The sequence below is a fragment of the Prosthecobacter vanneervenii genome (genome assembly GCF_014203095.1).
GTDB lineage: Bacteria > Verrucomicrobiota > Verrucomicrobiia > Verrucomicrobiales > Verrucomicrobiaceae > Prosthecobacter > Prosthecobacter vanneervenii.
In genome coordinates, this window is the sequence record NZ_JACHIG010000007.1 from 296,009 (window position 1) to 316,330 (window position 20,322).

Sequence of the window (20,322 nt, forward strand, 5' to 3'; positions counted from 1 at the left end):
CTACCTGTCTCGGCAGATCCCCCGAGGTCCAACGGAATAACAATCTGGCTATTCAAACCGCGTAGCACGTCCATGGGGGCGCCGCCCATGCGCCAGCATAGTGGTCCGCACAGTCCTCTGTGCGGCTCGCGCAACCCATCACCCTCTCTGCTTCCAAATACTCCGCGCATCTCAACTCTCTGGAGGAGGGGGTCGTCCAGCTTCCTTACCCCACTGCGTCTTCGCCTGGTCTACTCCGGAAGCCAGGAGAGCTGCTAAAACTACAGTCAGGCAATCCGTTTTTAAATAGACCCTGTCCCGCCTTCACGTGCCTTGCACTCGTCCCATTGTCAGGAATGGTCACCCCTTTGAAACCAGCCCTGCTCATCCTCGCATCCATTCTCGCCACCGGTGCTCCATGGTCATGGCTGAATCCCCAGCTCTCCACCCTGGATCACCGCCAGCACGAGCTCCAGACCGCGCTCTCAAAACTCCCCGCTCTTCCCGCCCCCCAGCCCCTGGAGCACGCTGGCTTCCACAGCGGCCTTGCTCCCCATGCCGATTCCATCCGGTGGGTCCAGATAGACCTCGGGGCCGAATACCCGCTCGACTCAGTCGTCGTCATCCCCGCCATGCTCGGCGTGGTCGACTCCTACGGCTTCCCCCGCCGCTTCCGTATCGACGCCTCAAACGACCCCCTTTTTGCCGAATCCGACACATTATTAGACCATTTCTCCGACAATAATCCGCCCTCACCCGCGCCATGGTTCGTGGCAGCTCATGGCATCAAAGCACGCCACATCCGCTTCACCGCCACCACCCTCGCCGCCCAGCCTCACGGCACCCGCCGCTACATCTTCTGCCTCGGCGAGCTCTTGGTCTTCAGCGGCGGCCGCAACGTTGCCCTCCACGCCCAGGTCCTCGCCCCCAACTCCGTCGAAACCCTCCCCACCTGGTCCCCCCGTCATCTGGTGGACGGCGCATACTCACTGGGCCTCCCAGTGCATCCCGATGAAATCAATGGCAACGGCTGGCACAGCGGCATCTCCACCACCGCAGAGACCACCAAATGGACTCAGGTGGATCTGGGCGCACCACACGCCATCGACGAGATCCGCCTCATCCCCGCCCATCCCCGCGACTACCCCGAGCGCTCCGGCTTCGGCTTCCCCCGTCGCTTCAAAGTGGAAGCCGATGGCAAAACCATCTTCGACACCACCTCCGCCGACTTCCCCAATCCCGCAGACACCCCCGTTGCTTTTCAGTGCCCCGGCCTGCGTGTTCAGACCATCCGCGTCACCGCCACGCATCTCTGGGAGCGCAGCGGCGACTTCGTCTTCGCACTCGCAGAGCTGCAGGCTTTTGCCCATGGTAGCAACATCGCGCTCAACTCCGCCGTCACGAGCTCAGACGACACCATCACCGCATCCTGGACCCGCACTGGCCTTATCGACGCACGCAGCAGCACCGGCGCGCTGGTGGATGAATCCACCTGGCTCGCAGCGCTTTCTCAGCGCCGCCAGATCACCGACGAACTCACCGCCTTGGAAACACAGCGCACCCAGGCGCTTGCCATCGCATACCAGCGCACCGCATGGCTTGGCGGCAGCGTCTTAGGCCTCGCCATTCTTACCGCCTGGCTCGCATGGCTGCGTTCCCGCCGCTCCCGCCAGCAGGAGATGGAATCTCTGCGCCACCGCATCTCCCGCGACCTCCATGACGAAATCGGCAGCCACCTCGGCAGCATCCGCCTCATGTCAGAGCTGGCGCTGCGAGACGGCCCTCCCTCCGACTCCCTTCAGGAAATCCACCGCCTCGCCGGAGAGGCCGCCGAGTCCATGCGCGGCATCATCTGGCTCGTCCGCGAGGGCGATCTTCCTCCCCTTGCCAGCCTCGTTGAGGCCATGCGCCAAAGCGCTGCATCCTTGCTCAAAGACATCGACTGGCAGCTCGATGCACCCAGCAGCAGCGAATCCACCACCGCGTCACTCGAATTCCACCGCCAGGTCTTCCTCCTCTTCCGTGAAGCCGTGCACAACATCACCCGTCATGCCCATGCTGCAAAAGTGCGCATCGAAGTGAACTGGAAGGCAAAACACTTCCATCTCCGCATTGAAGACGACGGCTGCGGCTTCGATTCCGCCGCCATCACCGCAGGAAACGGCCTCGCCAATCTCCACCACCGCGCCACCGTCCTTGGCGGCACCTTGCAGATCACCAGCAGTCCCGGCCAAGGCACCTGCATCACCCTGGAGGCCGATTTCTCATGAGCACCCTTTGGATCGTCGAAGACCACGCTTCCTTCAGGCGCACTCTCGTGCGTCTCCTTGCCACCGAATCCAACCTGCAGTGCCCCCTCGATTTCGATTCCTGCGAAAAGCTCCTCGCCGCACTTTCTGAATCAAACGCCCCCGACTTGATCCTCCTCGATGTCGGCCTTCCCGGCATGAGCGGTCTCGATGCCATCCGCCTTATCAAAGAGCGCGCACCCAAGACCCTCGTCGTCATCCTCACCGTCTTCGAGGACGACGACAAAGTCTTCCAGGCCATCTGCGCCGGAGCTGCCGGCTACCTGCTCAAGACCAGCAGCGGAGCCGACATCACCCAGGCCGTGCGCGATGCCCTCGCAGGCGGCTCCCCCATGAATCCCCGCATCGCCCGCCGCGTGCTGGACATGTTTTCCAAACTTGCACCCAAACAGCGCGACTACGGCCTCAGTGACCGCGAAAAGGAGATCCTGCAGCTCATGACCACAGGACTCATCAAAAAGGAAATCGCCGACAGGTTGAGCCTCAGCGTGCACACCGTGGACACCTACCTCCGCCGCATTTACGAGAAGCTGGAGGTCAACACCCGCACCGGCGCCGTGGCCAAGGCTCTCAAAGAGGGGCTGGTCTGACTGTCCCGCGCTCGCGTGGCATGAAAAGCTCCCTCGTGCATCGTATATCCTGCACATGCGTTTCCTTGCCCTCATCGTCATCTCAGCGGCCGTTCCTGCCAGCGCGGTCGATTTTGTGCGCGAGGTGCGGCCCATCTTCGAAAAGCACTGCTATGAATGTCATGGCAGCAAAAAGCAAAAGAACGACTACCGGCTCGACATCAGGTCTGTGGCCCTAACCGGCGGCGAGGAGCACGCCCCCAACATCATTCCCGGCAAAAGCGCTGAGAGCCCGCTTTTTCAATTCGTCAGCGGCATGGATGAAAAGACCACCATGCCGCCGAAGGAGAAACTGAGCAGCGCAGAGATCGATCTGCTCAAGCGCTGGATCGACGAAGGTGCGGTGTGGCCCGAGGGTGTGGATGTGGCCCAGGTGGAGAACCGCCTGGACTGGTGGAGCTTCAAGCCGTTGACAACAAATCACTCTCCTGCATGCATCGACGATTTCATTCGTGCCAAGCTCGACGAACACGGTTTTAAACAAGCTCCAGAAGCGGATGCTCGCACGCTCATCCGCCGCCTTTACTTTGATCTCACCGGGCTGCCTCCTTCACCCGAGGAGGTGACGCGGTATGAAACACTGCCCTATGAAAAGCTGGTGGATGATCTGCTGGCATCACCACGCTATGGCGAGCGCTGGGCGCGTCATTGGCTCGATCTCGTGCACTACGGTGAAACTCATGGCTACGACAAGGATAAGCCGCGTCTGAATGCCTGGCCCTACCGCGATTACGTCATTCGTGCGCTGAACAGCGACAAGCCCTACACCCGGTTCATCGAGGAGCAGATCGCCGGAGATGCGCTCTACCCCGGCACCACGGACGGCATCACCGCGCTCGGCTTCATCTCCGCCGGACCATGGGATCTCATCGGTCATGCGGAAGTGCCGGAAACGAAACTGGATGGCAAAATCGCGCGCCATCTGGACCGGGATGACATGGTGCAGAATACTCTGGGCACCTTCTGCTCGCTCACCGTCGGTTGCGCGCAGTGTCATAATCACAAGTTCGACCCCATCACGCAGGAGGACTATTACTCCCTCCAGGCCGTCTTCGCCGCCATCGACCGCACGGAGGTGAATTATTATCCCGATGATGACTCCATGCGTCGTTACATGGCTCTGGATGGCAGGCGGCAGAAGATCGTGGCAGACATCAAGGCGCTGGAAGAGCCGCTCAAACAGAAAGCGGGTGAAGCCTACACCGCACTCTCCAAGCGCATCGACGGCGCGGCTGACAAAGCCTCCAGTGCCAATCCGAATGCCAAGCCGGATTTTGGATATCACAGCGCCATCGTGAAGGAGCAAAACACCGTCAAGTGGGTGCAGGTGGACCTCGGCAGCAGCATGGAAATTCAGCGCATCGTGCTGAAGCCCTGCTACGACGACTTCGGCGGCATCGGTGCCGGGTTCGGATTCCCCGTGCGTTTCAAGATTGAGGCCAGCGACGACCCTGAATTCAAAACCGGCGTCACGCTCATCTGGCGCAGGCACGACGCCACCTTCATGAACGATTTTAAAAACCCCGGCCTCACGCCCTTTGAAACCGGCACGGCGGAAGATGATGGCGCCAAAGGCAGGTATGTGCGCGTCACAGCCGTGAAGCTGGCCGAGCGCAAGGACGACTACATCTTCGCACTTTCGGAAATGGAGGTCTATGCCGCGAAAAACGGCCCCAATCTCGCCGCAGGAAAGCAGGTCACGGCATTGGACAGCATCGAGGCCGCGCCGCGCTGGCGTAAGGTCAACCTTACCGATGGCATCGCCCCGCAGGCCCGCACGCTGGAGGACAAACAACGCCTCATCCGCGAGCGCGATGTCCTGATGCTCGCGCAGGCAGATGCAGCCACACGCCAGCAGTTGCAGGAACTGCGCAAAGAACGCAGCACTGTAGATGCTGAGATCGCCAAACTTCCCAAGCCAGGCAAGGTCTATGCAGGTGCCATCCACACCGGCACCGGCGCATTCAAAGGCACAGGTGGCGAAAGTGGAAAGCCCCGCGTCATCCAGGTGCTCAAGCGTGGAGACATCAAGCAGCCTGCCAAGGAGGTCGGGCCGCAGAGCATCGCCGCGCTCAGCGGAGCTTTTCATGATGCGTATCAGATGGCAGGAGAAGGCGAATCCGCGCGCCGTGCGGCACTGGCGCGCTGGATCAGCAGCAAGAACAACGCGCTGACATGGCGCAGCATCGTGAACCGCGTGTGGCAGCATCACTTCGGTCGTGGTCTCGTTGATACCGCCAATGACTTTGGCCGCATGGGCGGCAGGCCCAGCCATCCGGAGCTGCTCGACTGGCTCGCGGTCACTTTCCGCGACGATCTCGGCGGCAGCTTGAAGAAGCTGCACAAGCTCATCGTCATGAGCGCCACTTACCGGCAGTCTTCGGACAAATCAGAGTCTGCGGATGCAAACAACGTCTTCTTGTCGCACCAAAACCGCCGCAAGTTGGATGCAGAGTCGATTCGTGATTCGATCCTCTCTGTCAGCGGTAAACTGGATCTCACGATGGGCGGACCAAGCTTTCAGGACTTCATCATCGAAAAGCCGCAGCACAGCCCGCATTACGAGTATCAGCTTCACGATCCCGAAGACCCGAAGTCCTGGCGGCGCAGCATCTACCGCTTCATCGTGCGCAGCCAGCAGCAGCCCTTCATGACCACGCTGGATTGTGCCGATCCCTCCATGCGGGTGGAAAAACGCAATGAATCCCTCAGCCCGCTGCAGGCGCTGGCGATGATGAACAACGGGCTCGTCGTCGTCATGGCCAGGCATCTGGCTGAACGAGTGGCCAAGGAAAGGAATGAGATGGCGGCGCAGGTGGAGCGCGCATTTGTGCTGGCCCTCTCCCGCAGCCCCGCTGCGGATGAGCTCGCGCAGCTGCTCGAATACTCCCGGCGCGAGGGCCTGGAAAACACCTGCCGCGTCATTTTGAACCTGAACGAATTTAGCTTTGTGGATTGAGTCGCTTGATAGGCTGGTGCGGCGAAGACGTTCCATGCACCCACCGCCATGAGACTGCACCTCCTTGCACTGATTGTCGCTTCCTTTGCCTGTTGTCTGCACGCGCAGCAGCTGGATGCCGAAATCCGCCACGTCACCATCTGGAGCGACGGCACCCGCATGGCGGGGGACTTGTATGTGCCGCGTGATCTCAAAGAAGGCGAAAAGCGTGCCACCGTGCTCTTCTGTGCCGGAACCGGTGGTGTCAAGAAGGGCAACGGAGCCCTCTACGCCAAACGCTTTGTCAAAGAGGGCTTCGTCGTGCTCGCGTTCGACTATCGCGGCTGGGGAGAGAGCGACTGCAAGCTCACGCTTCCTGAACCCATGCCCAAAGCGGACGCCGACGGCACGGTCACGGTTAAAGCCCGGCCCGTGCGCTGGCAGATGGACATGGCAGACCAGACGCTCGACATCCGCTGCGCCATCAGCTTCCTCATGGGCGAGCCCTGTGTGGACAAGGAGCGCATCGGGTTGTTTGGCACGAGCTATGGCGGTGGTTTGGTGGTCTGGGTGGCAGGAAATGACCCGAGAGTGAAATGTGTCGTCTCCCAGGTGCCCGGCATGGGCGGCGGCCGCCCGCAGTCAGCTCAGAAGTATGCCAACGACCTCGCGGTGAAACAGGCACGTGGCGAGACGGAGCCCGTGCCGATCGAAACCGGGAAGCTTGGCGGTAAAATGGCCGTTTATGCGCAGATGCGCGCCAATCCCGCCAAGGGGCTTGGTTATAATGCGGTTGAAGCCGCTGGAAAAATCAGCGCGCCCACGATGATCATCGTGGCCGAAAAGGAGGAGCTCATGAGCAATGAGGAAAATGGCCGCCGCGCCTTCCAGCTCCTGCAGAAAAACCTCGTGAAGAGTGAATACCACGTGCTCGAAGGCATCGGCCATTACGGCGTGTACAAGGAGAAGTTTGAAGAAGCCACCAAGCTGGCATCTGATTGGTTTCATCTGCATCTGGACGCACAGCTCAGAACTCCGTGAATTTCCAGGCAGCCTGCTGATTCCTGAGGCGCTAGATTGTTTGTTTGACTCTGCTGCGCCTGCATCTGAAAAAGCCGCCTTGCTGCATCGAGGTGCAACATGCGCTCCCGCCGCTCCGTGATTCTCTTTTCTTTCCCTTTATGACCTGGTCTCAAAACTACGACCCTCTTGGCAATCTGGTGCTCTCGTCGCTGGTGGCCGCATTGCCTGTGGTGACGCTGCTCGGCCTGCTGGCCTTCTGGCATGTGCGGGCGCACATCGCAGCCTTTGCGGGTCTGGTCATGGCATTGCTAGTGGCGGTCTTTGTCTTTCACATGCCAGCACAGCTGGCGCTCACCGCCAGCGGACTGGGAGCGGTGTTTGGCCTTTTTCCCATTGGCTGGATCGTGCTGAATGCCATCTTCATCTATCAGATCTCGGTGGAGACGGGGCAGTTTGAGGTGCTGAAAAAGCAGATTGCCGGACTGGCCGGAGACAAGCGCATCCAGGCGCTGCTGATCGCGTTTGCCTTTGGTGCCTTCGTCGAGGGCTGTGCGGGCTTTGGTGCACCTGTGGCCATCACAGGTGCGATGCTGATCGGTCTGGGCTTCAAACCGCTGGAGGCGGCCAAGCTCGCGCTCATCGGCAACACCGCCCCGGTGGCGTTTGGCTCTCTCGGCATCCCGCTCACCACGCTCTCGGATGTCACCGGTCTGGATCTCCATGTCCTCAGTGCCATCGTGGGTCTGCATTTGACGATCTTTTCCTTCATCGTGCCGTTTTGGCTGGTGGCGGCGCAGGTGGGCTGGCGTGGCATGGTGGAGGTCTGGCCCGCCTGTCTGGTCTGTGGCGGCACCTTCGGCACCGTGCAGTTTCTGGTTTCCAACTTCCATGGCCCATGGCTCGTGGACATCGCCGCAGGGCTGCTTTCGATGGCTGCCATGGTGATCTTGCTGCGTTTCTGGAGGCCGCGCTCTTCTGCATCTGAAAACCAGCAGGTGGTGAAAAGCGAGCGCCCCTTCCGTGCATGGACACCGTGGATCATGCTTTCCATTTTTGTGGGCTTGTGGACCACGCCGTTCGCAAAAGAGATGCTCAATGGCTACAGGCCAGGCACCAAGCCCCACAGCACCTGGCAGGCCCCGATCACGCCAGTGGCGCCGCTGCATCTGTCGGTGCAGAAGATGCCGCCCGTGGTGCCCAAGCCCGAGCCTGAGAAAGCCGCCTTCACCTTCAACTACCTCTCCGCCACCGGCACTGCACTGCTGCTGGCGGGCACGGTTTCCGGCCTGCTGCTCGGCGTCAGTCTTTCGTCCCTTGTCGGGATTTATCTTCGTTGCCTGTGGCGCGTGCGCACCTCGCTGCTCACCATCGCACTGATGCTCGCGCTGGGATACACCACGCGGTATTCGGGCACAGATACCACGATGGGACTCATGCTGGCTGGCACGGGCGTGCTTTTTCCGTTTTTCTCCCCGCTCATCGGCTGGCTCGGCGTGGCACTCACAGGCAGCGATACGTCCTCCAATGTGCTTTTTGGCAATCTGCAGCAGGTCACCGCACAGCAGCTGCACCTCTCACCTCCGCTCATGGTGGCTGCGAACAGCTCCGGCGGTGTGATGGGGAAAATGATCGACGCGCAGAGCATCGTGGTGGCCAGCGTGGCCACGGGAGGTCATCCGGGCAGCCCCGATGCAGGCACCGTGCTGCGTGCGGTCTTCTGGCACAGCATCGCTCTGGCGGTGCTGATGGGCCTGCTGGTCATGGTGCAGTCCTACTGGATGCCATGGACCATCGCAGGGCCCAGATGATTTGCGCGTCAGTTGATCGTCAGCGCACCTGTCATCGTGTAGGTCGGATTGGGATTGAATGTGACCACGATGTTCTGCGCTCCAGTGGAGGCGCCGGCTGGTATCACAAAGGTGGCGATCACCGTGCCCTGCGCCGGACGGGAGATGCTGGTGCCGCTAATGCTTCCTGCCAGCGTGACACTGGTGGGGATGAGATTGGCGGGCGGCTGCGGTGGAGTCGTCGGCAGGGTGATGGTCACAGTCACGGTAGTGCCGCGCGTCACCGTGCCACCAGGTGCATTGGCGGTGCCGCTGCCTGAGGCACTGGTGGTGAAGGTGGTGTCGGCCCCATAGGTGGTGCCCAGGCTGTTCACGCCTTTGACGCGATAATGGTAGGTGGTGCTGTTGCTGAGGCCGCTGATGGCAGCGCTCACGCTCGTGGCAGTGCTGCCAGTCACGGGCGACTGGGAGGCGGTGGCGGTGCTGCCGTAGCTGGTGTCGAGACCGTATTCAAAGGTCACGGTGGTGCTGGAGCTGTTGGGATTGACACTGCCATTCAGTGTTGCGGATGTGCTTCCTACTCCTGAGGCGGCGCTGGTTGTCACACTCGGCGCGGAGGGCGGGGCGGTGTAGTTGAAGCCGGTGCTGTCAAAGCTGGCGAGCGCCGCTGCGCGGGTGATCCGGTAAAAGCGGCGGCCGTTTCCCGCGCCGCCAGTGTCGGTGCTCTGGCCGTTGGCGCTTCCGTTGAGTGTGCCTGAGGCGACGGTGCTCCAGGTGGTGACGTCCGGGCTGCTCTGCACGGTGTAGTTTCCACCTTCGATGCCGCTCCAGCTGATGGTGACATCGCTGCCGCTGATGGCGGGCGAATTCAGCGTGTCCGTTTTATTCGGGCCGCCGCGCCAGTAGGTCGTCACGGTTTCGGTGATGCTCGTGACCGCGCCGCCCGTAGGGCTGCCGTAGTACTGACGCCCGGTGGTGTAGGGGTAGAGGGGCGTGCCGTCGGATTTGATGGTGGTGAAGTAGGCCCAGGTGCCGGAGGGGTATTCCGGAGTCACACAGAAGCGCACATTCTGCTCATTGAGGTCAAAATCGCGCACGGTCGAGCCCGTGGTCTGCACTTGGCCCAGATCGCCACGATAGTCGAAATCCTCGATGTAGTGGCCAAGCGCGTAGGTGGTGTTTACAGCAGGACCGTACTGCGAGCTGGTGAGCGTGGTTTTTCCCTGGATGCGTTGGGCCCAGAGAGGCAGGACCTGGCGCACGGTGATGGCGGTGGTGCCATTGGTCCCATCCCTCAAAGTGAAACCGGAAACCATGCGGCGTACTCCGCTGGCGGCGTTGGTGGGGTCCGAGTAACCGTAGGGACCGTAGATGGGCAGCCCGTCCGCCGCCCAGGAGAGGATGGGCGAGTGTTTGGTCGGCGTGGCGGCACTCTCGGTGTAGGTGTTGGTGGCGGCATTGTAGTCCACATGGTCGCCGAGCTGATAGCGCAGAGCGATAGGGTGCGCGTGGTAGTGGTAGTTGTTGCCAGCCTGATGAGCCAGCGCCGGGTCAAAGGTCACGCCTTCATTGAACCAGCCATCGCGGTTCCAAATGCCGTCGCCTGTCAGGCCGTTGGTCGGGGTGGCATCGGTGGCGCTGGCGTTCACATAGGAGAAAGCATCGCGGGAGTCGAACATGGACACCCCATTGACCATGCGGCCTGTGGCCCCCAGGCCGGTGCTGGTCTTGGTGCCCGGGATCGTGGGAGAACGTGGAATGCGGTAGATCGTGGCTGTATTGGAGGGAAAATTGGGGAAGTTGGTGGTCTTTGCCGAATCAATGTACCATGGCCCCATGATGTGGGAGGCCAGCCCCGTGGTGCGGATGTACACCCAGCTGCTGGAGTAGCTGATCTCACTGACATCGGCGTAGGTCGGGCTGGACTGCGTGCCCGAGCCGCGGCTCCAGGTGGTGGAGGTGGTGCCTGTGGTCTGATCTGCCGTGCTTTGATAGATGCGGGCGTATTGTCCGGAATTGGCGGTGAACCAGGAGGTAAGCTGTGGGTCTGCATGCAGCGGGCTGGCCGAAAGCAGCAGGAGCAGGAGGAGGCGCGTCTTCATGGCGGGGAGGTGGTTGTCGCCAGATTTATGCGGCGGAAGATGAACGAACGAGGAGTGTCGGGATAAATTCGCATTTATCTGCCCTTGCATGCCTCTACGGCTTCATGTCCCGCAGGTTGACCATGAGGAGGTGCTTCACGCGAGGCGGTTCCGCTCCTTTGTGAAAGCTCTGCACCGCCTGCTCGATCCGCTGATCCTCCATGGTGGCACGTTCATGCTGCCGCAGATGCTCGGCCCAGGAGCCGACGAGGAAGGTTTCGCGGAAATGCGTGGGATCTTCCAGATCTGCAAAGAGAGAGCAGCGAAAGGCGCCATCGCGCAGCCTGACCTCGCGCAGATGCAGCATGGCGGCTCGAAAGGCCGGGGCGTCTTTCGGGTCGATATGATACTCGATGGTGATGAGCACCGGGCCGTCGCTGGGGGCGGGCTCGGTGGTCAAGGCACTGTGAGGCAGCATGTGGTTGGAGGGATTGAGGTCCAGCTTTTCCACGTGGCTGATGGGCAGCAGACGTGCGAGCAGCGCGCTGATGAGCAGGCAGCCCGCCGCGATGCCGAGGGTGATGGGCGCATTCAGCTGGCTGGTGAGCTGGCCCCAGGTGAGCGCGCCGATGGCAAAGGCACCCTGCATCACCACCATATAGATGGCGGAGCTGCGCGCGCGCACCCAATTGGGGAAGACGCTTTGGGAGGCGACGCTGAAGGTGTTCATGCCGCTGATCCACGCCGCGCCTGTGACGACCAGCACGAGCCCCATGGCGATCTTTCCAGGCACCAGCGCCAGGATGCCTGTCATCGCGGCAGACACGATGCTGGCAGCAAAAAGCACATGATCGAATGAAAAGCGCTCTCGCAGTCGCGGCAGCCACAGCACGGCCATGAGGATGGCACCGCCGCCGTAGCAGCCCATGAGAATGCCGAAATCTGCGGCAGCCCACTGGCGCGAATGAACGATGACCGGCAGCAGCACCACGGGCGCGACGGCGGCAAACATGTGGATGCCGCCCCGGCAGAGCACTGCCTGCATGGCGCGGGCATGGCGGGCGTAGCGGAGGGCGGCAGCCATGGCACCGAGCATCTGCTCCTGCTGCGCACTGCGCGGCGTGGCGATGTAGCTGCCCGTGCACATCACCGCGATCACCGCGATGAAGGAGAGCGCATTCAGTGCAAACACGGGTGCCGGGCCCACGGCTGCGAGCAGCAGACCGCCAAGGATGGGCCCCAGAGAGCGTGCGATGTTGTAGCCCACCCCGTTGAGCGCGATCGCGCCTGAAAGCTGCTCTCTGCCCACCACCTCCGGAATCAGCGCCTGCCATGCGGGCATGGTGAAGGCGGATGCCACGCCAAGCTGGAATGTGGCCAGCAGCAGCAGGGTCTGCGTCAGCGCGCCATACCATGCCAGCAGCGCCATGCCTGCGGCGGTGAGAAGAGCGCCTGTCTGCGCGAAGAGAATGAGCCTGCGGCGGTCCACCAGATCTGCCATGGCTCCAGCGGGCAGGGCCAGCAGGAAGAGCGGCAGGCTGGACATCGTCTGCATCAAGGAGACGAGGTACGGCGAGCTCGTCATGGTGGTCATCGTCCACACCGCTGCGGTGTCATTCATCGTGGTGCCGATGTTGGACCCCACGCTGCCCAGCCACATGGCACGAAAGACACGGTTGCGGAGCGGGGACCAGGCGGACATGGATAACTAGGTAACGTTTTGGCGCGGCTGCGCGACTGTGCAATCCGCTTCTCGCCACATCTCGCGCGATTGCGTGACAAAGCCACGCTCGTTCCCGCCGTATTCATGGTTACTTTCCACGCCATGATCACCCGCCGCCAGCTGCTGCAGACCTCCGGTCAGGGATTTGGCGCGCTCGCGTTTCACTCGCTGGCCGCTGCCGAGACCACGCACCGCTCCCAGGTGGTGCCGCCAAAGGCCAAACGCGTGGTGCAGCTTTTCATGGCGGGCGCGGCCAGCCATATCGACCTCTTTGATTACAAGCCCGCCCTGATCAAGCACCACGGTGAAGATGCTGACTTTGGCGAGCAGGTGGAGGCTTTTCAAAACGGTCTCGGCCCCTGGAAAAAGCCGGTGTGGGACTTCAAGCCCTACGGCCAGAGCGGCAAGATGCTGAGCGATGCCGTGGCCCCTCTCGGTGCCTGTGCCGATGACATGGCCTTTGTGCACAGCATGGTGGGCAAGACCGGCGTGCACTCGCAAGGCACGCTGCTGCAGGCCACGGGATTCAACCTGCCCGGCTTTCCAGGCGCGGGCTGCTGGGTGAGCTACGCACTGGGGTCTATCAGCGACAACCTTCCCACCTTCGTCGTGCTGCCGGATCATCGAGGCTTTGCCTCGAACGGACCGAAGAACTGGGACAGCGCGTTTTTGCCCTCGCAGCATGCTGGCACGATCATTTATCCCGGCGCTGAGACACCCATTGCAGACCTGTTTCCGCACAAGGCCGGGCGGTATATCAGCGCAAAGTCAGACCGTGAGGGCTTTGCGCTGCTGGAAAAACTCAACCGCAGGCACCTGACAATGCACGAGACGGATTCGCGGCTCGAAAGCCGCATTCAGAGCTACGAACTCGCCGCCAAGATGCAGCTGGCTGCACCGGAGGCACTGGACATCTCCAAAGAGTCCGACGCCATGAAGGCGATGTATGGCATCCAGGAGCATCGCAAAGTCTGGCCCACCGAGATCAACGCTGAAGAAGAAGCCGACTACATGGGCCGCAAGTGCCTGGCCGCACGCCGCCTGCTGGAGCGCGGGGTGCGTTTCGTGCAGATCTGGAGCGGCAATGACAACGGCTTCCCAAGACGCAACTGGGACAGCCACGAAGACGTGGAGCGCGATCACGGTCCCCTCGCCTGGGGCATGGCGAAAGCGGTGTCAGCCTTGATCCTCGACCTGAAACAGCGCGGGCTGTTGGATGAGACGATCATTCTCTGTACCACCGAGTTTGGCCGCATGCCCAGCACCCAGGGCGGCAAGGGGAGGGACCACAACCCCTACGTCTTCACCAACTGGCTCTGCGGCGGCGGTATTCAGGGCGGTGTGACCGTCGGCGAAAGTGACCAGTGGGGCTACAAGCCGCTGGATCGCAGCAATCCCACGACTTGCTACGACATTCACGCCACGATGATGCATCTGCTGGGGATTGATCACACGCAGCTAACGTTTCGTCATAATGGCATTGATCGACGGCTGACGGATGTGCACGGGCAGGTGATCAAAGGGCTCATCACATAAATTGCCGCCAGTGAGAGTTTCGCGATTTTAAGGCATCTCTCGGAAAGGCCTTCCAGCCTGATACCACTCGCGCTCACTTTTCAGCGCTTCGGCCAGACCATGGTTTCCCTGGGATTCCAGCAGATTGATGGCTGTGTTGATGGTTTGCCGGGCTTCCGGGAAGCGGCCGGTTTCCGCCAGTGCTGCAGCCAGCGTGCGCAATACATCCGGGCTGGCATGCTGGGTGATGTCATCAGCCTTGGACGCGAGCTCCACGGCACGGGTGCCGTTGCGCACCGCAGGGTCGGGGCATGTGGCGAGGATCCAGGCAAGATTGCTCATAGCAGCCGTCTGCGCCGGATCTGCCTCCAGGGCTGTTTCATACTCACGCACGGCCTCTGCCGGATGACCGGTCTTTGACAGCACCACTCCGAGATTTGCGTGGGCGCCGGCCGCTTTGGGCCGCAGGGCCACACAGCTGCGGAAATGATGCAGAGCCTCCTCAGGCCTGCCCATCTGGAAGAGCAGGGAGCCAAGGTTGTTGTGCGATTCGGCGAACTCAGAATCAATCTGGACTGACTTCTCATACATCGCCACGGCTTCGGCGATGCGTCTCATCTGCAGCAGGCTGTTCCCGAGGTTGTAGCAGATCTCGGCGGAGCCCGGCTTGAGCAGCAGCGCTTTTTCAAAGTGCTCCAGCGCCGCCGACTGTCTGCCTAGTGCGGCCAGTGCATTGCCCAGGTTGTTTTCCAGATCGGCCAGTTTCGGGTTCAGTTGCAGCGCTTTTTCGAAGTGCGGAACTGCCTCGTGCACTCGTTTCAGCTCCAGCAGTGCACTGCCCATGCCTGCGTGTGCTTCCAAGGAGTCAGGCACATGCTTCAGCACTTTCTCATAGTTGGCGATGGCGCGTTCAAATTCTCTCTGCTCGACAAAGTAGCCGCCGAGATTTTGCAGCGTGACCATGCCTTCCGTCTGGCCGGACGTCACGGGCCAGTTCACCAGCACGGCGGTTGCGAGCAGCACCGCCAGGCCCTTCCATGTTGATGCTGGGACGGGCCGGCGGATATGATCGCGGATCCCGGCGATGCCTCCTGCGGCCAGCAGAATAGCGACCGGGACAAGCGGCAGCCGGTACCGGGCGAAGACATAAAATGCGGCCACACTGGCGGCATAGGTCAGTGCCACGGCGGGGAAGATCCACAGCTCACGGCGGCGCGGCCACAGCCATACGGCACCCAGCGACGCCAGCGGGCAGAGCACACCAAAATGCAGAAACACGGACAGCCATCTCAGCAGTGACGAATGCTCGGCGTAGGCGCTCTGTTCTTCAGTGTCGCCCAGCTCGTGCGCATTCCAGACGAGAAGCCACTTGCGCGCCATCAGCTTCACCCATGGCCAGGGCTCTGCGCGGATGAAGTTCAGGCTTTTGGTCATCCAGAAATTTGAGACCTCTCCCGCCGTGAGCTTGCGTCCAGTTTCACGTTCAGCCAGCTCCACGGCATCTGTTTGCTCATGCTGGGCATGGCCATGCATGGGCACCAGCGGCTGGTAGCCACCGTTGGCATGGGCATTGTTGCCGATGTAAAAGTTCGGCCCCATTTGCGACGTGGTCAGATGAAACTCCCCTCCCACCAGTTGATTGCGCATCGCCACTGGCAGCAGCACGCACGCCGTGCCTGCCAGCACCAGCAGCAGCGCACGTCTCCGGGCGTGCTGCCATGCCCAGGCCAGCAGGAGCGGTAGCATCACCAGTGCGTTTTCGCGTGTCAGCGTCAGCAGTCCTATGGATGCTCCCAGACAGAGCCACTGCAGAGCCTGCTTCTGATGTGCGGCTTTTGCAGCCATCAGCAAAACCACTGACAGAAAGAACACATCCAGCACAGATTTCTGAATCAGGCAGTCGAAAAAGATCAATGTGGGACATGCTGCCATCAATGCAGCTGCGATGAGGCCCGCCCTGCGTGAGATGAAATGCTCCGCCGCCATTCCCAGAAAAACGCACGAGAAAGCTCCTGCCACGATCTGCACCAGACGCACCAGCACCAGGCTGTGCCCGCCCAGGGCATAAATCACGCCGAGAAAGTATGGATACAGCGGAGCCTGGTAAAACACCCTGTCCCCCATCCACGCACCGGCTGCAATTCGCCTTGCCCAGGCGTCATAGACTTCGGCATCTCCCAGCAGTGCCTGGGCCAGCTCGGTGTCGTGAATCTGCCAGAAGTAAATCAAGCGAATTACCAGTGCTGTCAGCCATGCCAGCGGCCACAGCCAGGCCATGCGGCGGTTCTGGCAGGGGGCTGTAGGAAGGCTGGTCATGCGCTGATGCTCTGGGTCAAGTCGGCGCGGATCATGGAGCCGGGCAGTGCCTCAGGCAACCATGACATCTGCAGGCGTTGATTTGACTTTCCCAGCCACTCCGATAGGTGATCATCTCTCCTATGCACCCGTCTGGCGCGAACCATGATCTGAAGCACGCCGCAAGGAGTGTGAGCGTGATCATGCCTGCCTTCAACGAGGCTTTTTGCATCGGCGCCTGCTTGGAGCGTGTACTGCGCCAGCCTGCCGTGACCGAGGTCATTGTGGTCGATGACGGCTCCTCGGATGCCACCGCCGCTGAGGTGGAACGCAGGATGGCCTCCGAGCCGCGTCTGCGGCTGCAGCGCCATCCGCGCAATTTAGGCAAAGGAGCCGCTCTGCGCACCGGCTTTGCCTGCGCCACCGGGGACATCGTGGTTGTTCAGGATGCCGATCTGGAATACGACCCCGAAGACTACGAGGCGTTGCTGCGGCCGCTGTTGCAGGGGCGGGCGGATGTCGTTTTTGGTTCGCGTTTCCTCGGCGGTGGCGCGCATCGCGTGCTGTATTTCTGGCACGCTGTGGGCAATGCGCTCATCACCTTTTTTTCCAATTGCTTCACCGGTCTGAACCTCAGCGACGTGGAGGTGGGGCCGAAGCTCTTCCGCCGTGAAGTGGTCGCCGGCATGACCATTTGTGAGCAGCGTTTCGGTGTCGAGCCCGAGCTCGCAGCCCGTGTCGCGGCGCTCCGGGTACGTGTATACGAGGTGCCCATCTCTTACCATGGCCGCACCTACGCTGAAGGCAAAAAAGTCGGCTGGCGTGATGGGGTGCGGGCGTTGTGGTGCATCGTCAAATATGGCATCTCCACACGGTGGGGCGGCTGCTAAAACAAGATATTCTCCACAAATTGACCGACATGGCGTGGCAGTTTGCGGTGCGTGCGCGTCACTGCCACGAGATCGCGTTCAAAACGCTCAGGAAATGGCAGTGTGACGATGGATTCTTTTCTTCTATAAAGTGCGAGCGCGCGGCGAGGCACAAAGGCGAGACCGAAACCGGAGGCGACGAGGTTAATGATGAGGTCGAAGCTGTCCAGTTCCATCGCTGGCGGGAGGTTGAGCTGCTGGCGCTTGAGCCAGCGGCGCAGGTTTCTTCCGGTGTTTGTTTCTGGCGCGATGTGAAGCCAGGACTGCGCGGCCAGCCAAAGCTTGAATGAGGCGGCTCTTTTGATCGGAGCTTTGGCTGCAACGGACGCAGGGGCGATCAGTTCAAATGCGTCTTTGAAGCGATGGGTGACCTTGATGGAGTCCGGCAATGGTGAAGGCGGGCACAGGACGCCAATATCTATCTCCCCAGCTTCCAAGGCCGTGAGGATGGCGCTGCTGGCATTGTAGCTCACGCGGCATATCACCTCGGGGTGGCGCTGGTGGTTGGCGTGAAAAAGCCCGGGCATGTGAGCCATGGCCAGCGTCCGCGAGACGCTCACACGGATCTCAGGACGCGCGGAGCCAAACTCCGCCTGCAGACCATCCAGTGCTGATGATACGCCGCCAATCAGTCGTGTGGCTTCCGCCGCGAGAAAGAGTCCCGCCTCAGTGATCTCAACTGACCTCGTTGTGCGGTTGATCAATGTCAGGCCAAGACGCTCCTCCAAAGACTGCATCTGTCGGGTGAGCGCGCTTTGTGACAGCCCGGCTTCGCGTGCCGCCCGTGTGAAGCTGCGGTGTCTGGCGACGAGGTGAAACAGATGCAGGGCGTACAGATCGAAAGGCTTTCGGGTGAGGTATTGTTGCATCAAATGCAATAATACCTGATTTTAATGCATTTCACGCAAATACATGGACATGCGAAAGCAGGGACGCGGACAACCCCGCGTTCACCCATGCCAAACATCGAAGACCGTCTCCCGCAAAATGCCCCCGGCCGTTTCTACGTCGATAACAGCTGCACTGATTGCGACCTCTGCCGCAACCTGGCACCCGATTTCTTCCGTCGCGATGACGACATCGGGCAGAGCTTCGTTTTCCGCCAGCCTGTAACCGAGGAGGAAATCCAGCTTTGCATGGATGCACTTGGCGGCTGCCCGGCTGAATCAATTGGCGAGGTGGAGTGATGAAATCCGCGATCCCGCGCGAGCTTTGTCTCTTTGACCCGTAGGTAGGGACAGACATGTACAAGCTCGTCATCCTCTTCTTCTTGCTGGTGCTTCCAGCGTTTGCTGCGCCGCTGAAGCTGGCGACCTTTCGTGCAGATGTCACGCCGCCTGTGGGGGCGCCGTTGTGCGGGGGGCTGGTGAAACCGGTGGCGGGGGTGAGCGAGCCACTGCTGGCCCTGGGGGTGGTGATTTTGAGCGATGAAAAGCCGGTGGTGCTCTGTGCGGTGGACTGGTGCGAGATCCGGGCCGGGGATCATGTGCACTGGCGTGAGGTGCTGGCGCGGGCTGCAGGTACAACGCAGGAGCGCGTGGCGGTGCACAGCCTGCATCAGCACAATGCACCGATCGGTGATGCGGCGGCGCATGAGCTGCTGGCGGGGTGTCTCGCACCGCCGGCGGTATTGGACATCCCATGGGCGGAGCGTGCTTTGCAGGGTGTGGCGGCCAGCATCGAGGCTGCGGTGAAAAATCCGCAGCCGGTCACCCACATCGCAACAGGGCAGGCTGCGGTGCAGCAGGTGGCCTCCAACCGCCGCATTATGGGGCCTGACGGCAAGGTGGCCAAGATGCGCCTGAGCTCCACCAAGGACGCCGCCATGCGAGATCTGCCCGAGGGGTTGATCGATCCGATGCTCAAGACGGTCAGCTTTTGGAACGGTGAAAAGAAGCTGGCTGTGCTGCATTACTACGCCACTCATCCCATGAGCTACTATGGCGATGGCATGGTGACGTATGACTTCGTGGGCACGGCCCGCGAGCGCCGCACGCAGGATGATGGCGTGCCGCATGTGTACTTCACCGGCTGCGGCGGCAACATCGCTGCCGGGAAGTACAACGATGCCAGCAAAGAGGCCCGGGTGCGGTTGGGGGAAAACATCCATGCCGCCATGGTGGCTTCCGAAGACAAGCCGCAGCGCCGTCCTCTTGCCAAGATTGAGTGGCGTGCGCGGCCGGTGCTGCTGCTGCCCAATCCCGAGTTTCCTGAGAAGCGCATGCTTAAGGTGGCGGAGAACCCCGCCACCGCAGCCGCCACTCGTATCAGCGCGGCACTGCGCGTGGGCTTTATCCGGCAGTGCGCTGCTGGTGTGCCGATCCAGTTCACCAGTTTGCATCTGGGTGATGATGTCTGCCTGCTGCACCTCCCGGGAGAAAGCTTTCTGGAGTATCAGCTCTATGCACAGCAGCAGCGTCCGGATGGCTTTGTGGCCACCGCGAGCTACGGTGACGGCGCGCCGGGTTATATCCCACTGGAAAAATCCTTTGCCGAAGGTGGCTACGAACCCACCCAGGCCTTCGCGGCACCGGAGAGCGAAAAGGTCATGCGGGAGACGATTGCCGAGTTGCTCAGCGCGAAGTGACTGGTTAAGTGCCGGTCTCATGATCCTCGACACCCTCGACAACTCCGCCCGCTACGAGTCTCTCAATTCGCGTTTTGCCAAGGCCTTTGCCTATCTACGCACGGTGGACGGCACGCAGCCGCTGGGGCGCTTTGACATTGATGGCGATCACTGCTTTGCGCTGGTGCAGACCTATGAGACCAAGACGATGGACAAAGCCAAGTTTGAGGCGCACCGGAAGTATATCGACATCCAGTTCATCCACAGCGGGCGCGAGACCATTCTCTGGGCACCGCTGGCGGCGATGAAGGAGGAGACGATGGCCTACAATGAGGAAAAAGAAGCTGCGTTGTGGAAGCTGATTCCTGATGTGACTCCGCTGCACATGAGCGGCGGGCATTTTGCCATTCTCTATCCGCAGGACGCGCACGCGCCATGCATCGAATGGGACAAGCCAGAGCAGGTCTTCAAAGTCGTGATCAAAGTGGCGGTGGAGTAGGGACTTTGGGTGGAGTGGTGAAGTTTAGAGCTGGCGTGACAGCCAGCCG

The 20,322-nt window shown here is 61.2% G+C and carries 14 protein-coding genes; 10 read left to right on the plus strand and 4 right to left on the minus strand.

Going from position 1 to position 20,322, the window contains the following annotated elements:
• Window positions 1-347: 347 nt before the first annotated feature.
• The 5 genes from HNQ65_RS17165 to HNQ65_RS17185 all read left to right on the plus strand — a co-directional run bounded on the left by HNQ65_RS17165 (window position 348) and on the right by HNQ65_RS17185 (window position 8,686).
• Window positions 348-2,249 carry an ATP-binding protein gene (locus HNQ65_RS17165; RefSeq protein WP_184341161.1) on the plus strand — a complete coding sequence of 634 codons (1,902 nt, stop codon included), beginning with the start codon at window positions 348-350 and terminating at the stop codon, window positions 2,247-2,249.
• Entirely contained in the window at window positions 2,246-2,878 is a 633-nt protein-coding gene (locus tag HNQ65_RS17170) for a response regulator transcription factor (protein WP_184341163.1), read from the plus strand. The genes HNQ65_RS17165 and HNQ65_RS17170 overlap by 4 nt, the downstream gene beginning before the upstream one ends.
• 55 nt (window positions 2,879-2,933) lie before the next feature.
• Complete coding sequence (locus tag HNQ65_RS17175; protein WP_184341165.1) at window positions 2,934-5,876, plus strand: DUF1553 domain-containing protein; 2,943 nt, start codon at window positions 2,934-2,936, stop codon at window positions 5,874-5,876.
• A 48-nt stretch (window positions 5,877-5,924) separates the two neighbouring features.
• Complete coding sequence (locus HNQ65_RS17180) at window positions 5,925-6,896, plus strand: alpha/beta hydrolase (protein WP_184341167.1); 972 nt, start codon at window positions 5,925-5,927, stop codon at window positions 6,894-6,896.
• 140 nt (window positions 6,897-7,036) lie between these two features.
• Complete coding sequence (locus HNQ65_RS17185; RefSeq protein WP_184341169.1) at window positions 7,037-8,686, plus strand: L-lactate permease; 1,650 nt, start codon at window positions 7,037-7,039, stop codon at window positions 8,684-8,686.
• A gap of 8 nt (window positions 8,687-8,694) precedes the next feature.
• Here HNQ65_RS17185 and HNQ65_RS17190 read toward each other — a convergent pair whose 3' ends face one another.
• Together HNQ65_RS17190 and HNQ65_RS17195 are read right to left on the minus strand one after the other, a co-directional pair.
• Window positions 8,695-10,767 carry a YHYH protein gene (locus HNQ65_RS17190; RefSeq protein ID WP_221306198.1) on the minus strand — a complete coding sequence of 691 codons (2,073 nt, stop codon included), beginning with the start codon at window positions 10,765-10,767 and terminating at the stop codon, window positions 8,695-8,697.
• Window positions 10,768-10,861: 94 nt separating this feature from the next.
• On the minus strand, window positions 10,862-12,448 hold the full coding sequence (locus HNQ65_RS17195) for an MFS transporter (RefSeq protein ID WP_184341171.1): 1,587 nt from the start codon (window positions 12,446-12,448) through the stop codon (window positions 10,862-10,864).
• Between the two features lie 123 nt (window positions 12,449-12,571).
• Here HNQ65_RS17195 and HNQ65_RS17200 point away from each other — a divergent pair, with 123 nt between their 5' ends.
• On the plus strand, window positions 12,572-14,005 hold the full coding sequence (locus HNQ65_RS17200; RefSeq protein WP_184341173.1) for a DUF1501 domain-containing protein: 1,434 nt from the start codon (window positions 12,572-12,574) through the stop codon (window positions 14,003-14,005).
• 27 nt (window positions 14,006-14,032) lie between these two features.
• Here HNQ65_RS17200 and HNQ65_RS17205 read toward each other — a convergent pair whose 3' ends face one another.
• Window positions 14,033-16,300 (minus strand): tetratricopeptide repeat protein, encoded by a 2,268-nt coding sequence (locus HNQ65_RS17205; RefSeq protein ID WP_184341175.1) that lies wholly within the window; start codon window positions 16,298-16,300, stop codon window positions 14,033-14,035.
• A 107-nt stretch (window positions 16,301-16,407) separates the two neighbouring features.
• Here HNQ65_RS17205 and HNQ65_RS17210 point away from each other — a divergent pair, with 107 nt between their 5' ends.
• Complete coding sequence (locus HNQ65_RS17210) at window positions 16,408-17,169, plus strand: glycosyltransferase family 2 protein (RefSeq protein ID WP_343076568.1); 762 nt, start codon at window positions 16,408-16,410, stop codon at window positions 17,167-17,169.
• On the opposite strand, the gene HNQ65_RS17215 is transcribed toward HNQ65_RS17210, so the two are convergent.
• Window positions 17,166-18,077, minus strand: coding sequence for a LysR family transcriptional regulator (locus tag HNQ65_RS17215; RefSeq protein WP_184341178.1), 912 nt, complete (start codon window positions 18,075-18,077; stop codon window positions 17,166-17,168). The two genes, HNQ65_RS17210 and HNQ65_RS17215, sit on opposite strands and share 4 nt — an antisense overlap.
• Window positions 18,078-18,164: 87 nt before the next feature.
• Here HNQ65_RS17215 and HNQ65_RS17220 point away from each other — a divergent pair, with 87 nt between their 5' ends.
• The 3 genes from HNQ65_RS17220 to HNQ65_RS17230 are packed head-to-tail and all read left to right on the plus strand — an operon-like array spanning window position 18,165 to window position 20,273.
• Window positions 18,165-18,395 carry a ferredoxin gene (locus tag HNQ65_RS17220; RefSeq protein ID WP_184341180.1) on the plus strand — a complete coding sequence of 77 codons (231 nt, stop codon included), beginning with the start codon at window positions 18,165-18,167 and terminating at the stop codon, window positions 18,393-18,395.
• 56 nt (window positions 18,396-18,451) lie between these two features.
• Window positions 18,452-19,795 carry a hypothetical protein gene (locus HNQ65_RS17225; protein ID WP_184341182.1) on the plus strand — a complete coding sequence of 448 codons (1,344 nt, stop codon included), beginning with the start codon at window positions 18,452-18,454 and terminating at the stop codon, window positions 19,793-19,795.
• 19 nt (window positions 19,796-19,814) lie between these two features.
• Window positions 19,815-20,273, plus strand: a complete 459-nt coding sequence (locus tag HNQ65_RS17230) for a YhcH/YjgK/YiaL family protein (RefSeq protein ID WP_184341184.1) — start codon at window positions 19,815-19,817, stop codon at window positions 20,271-20,273.
• The last annotated feature ends 49 nt before the right edge of the window (window positions 20,274-20,322 follow it).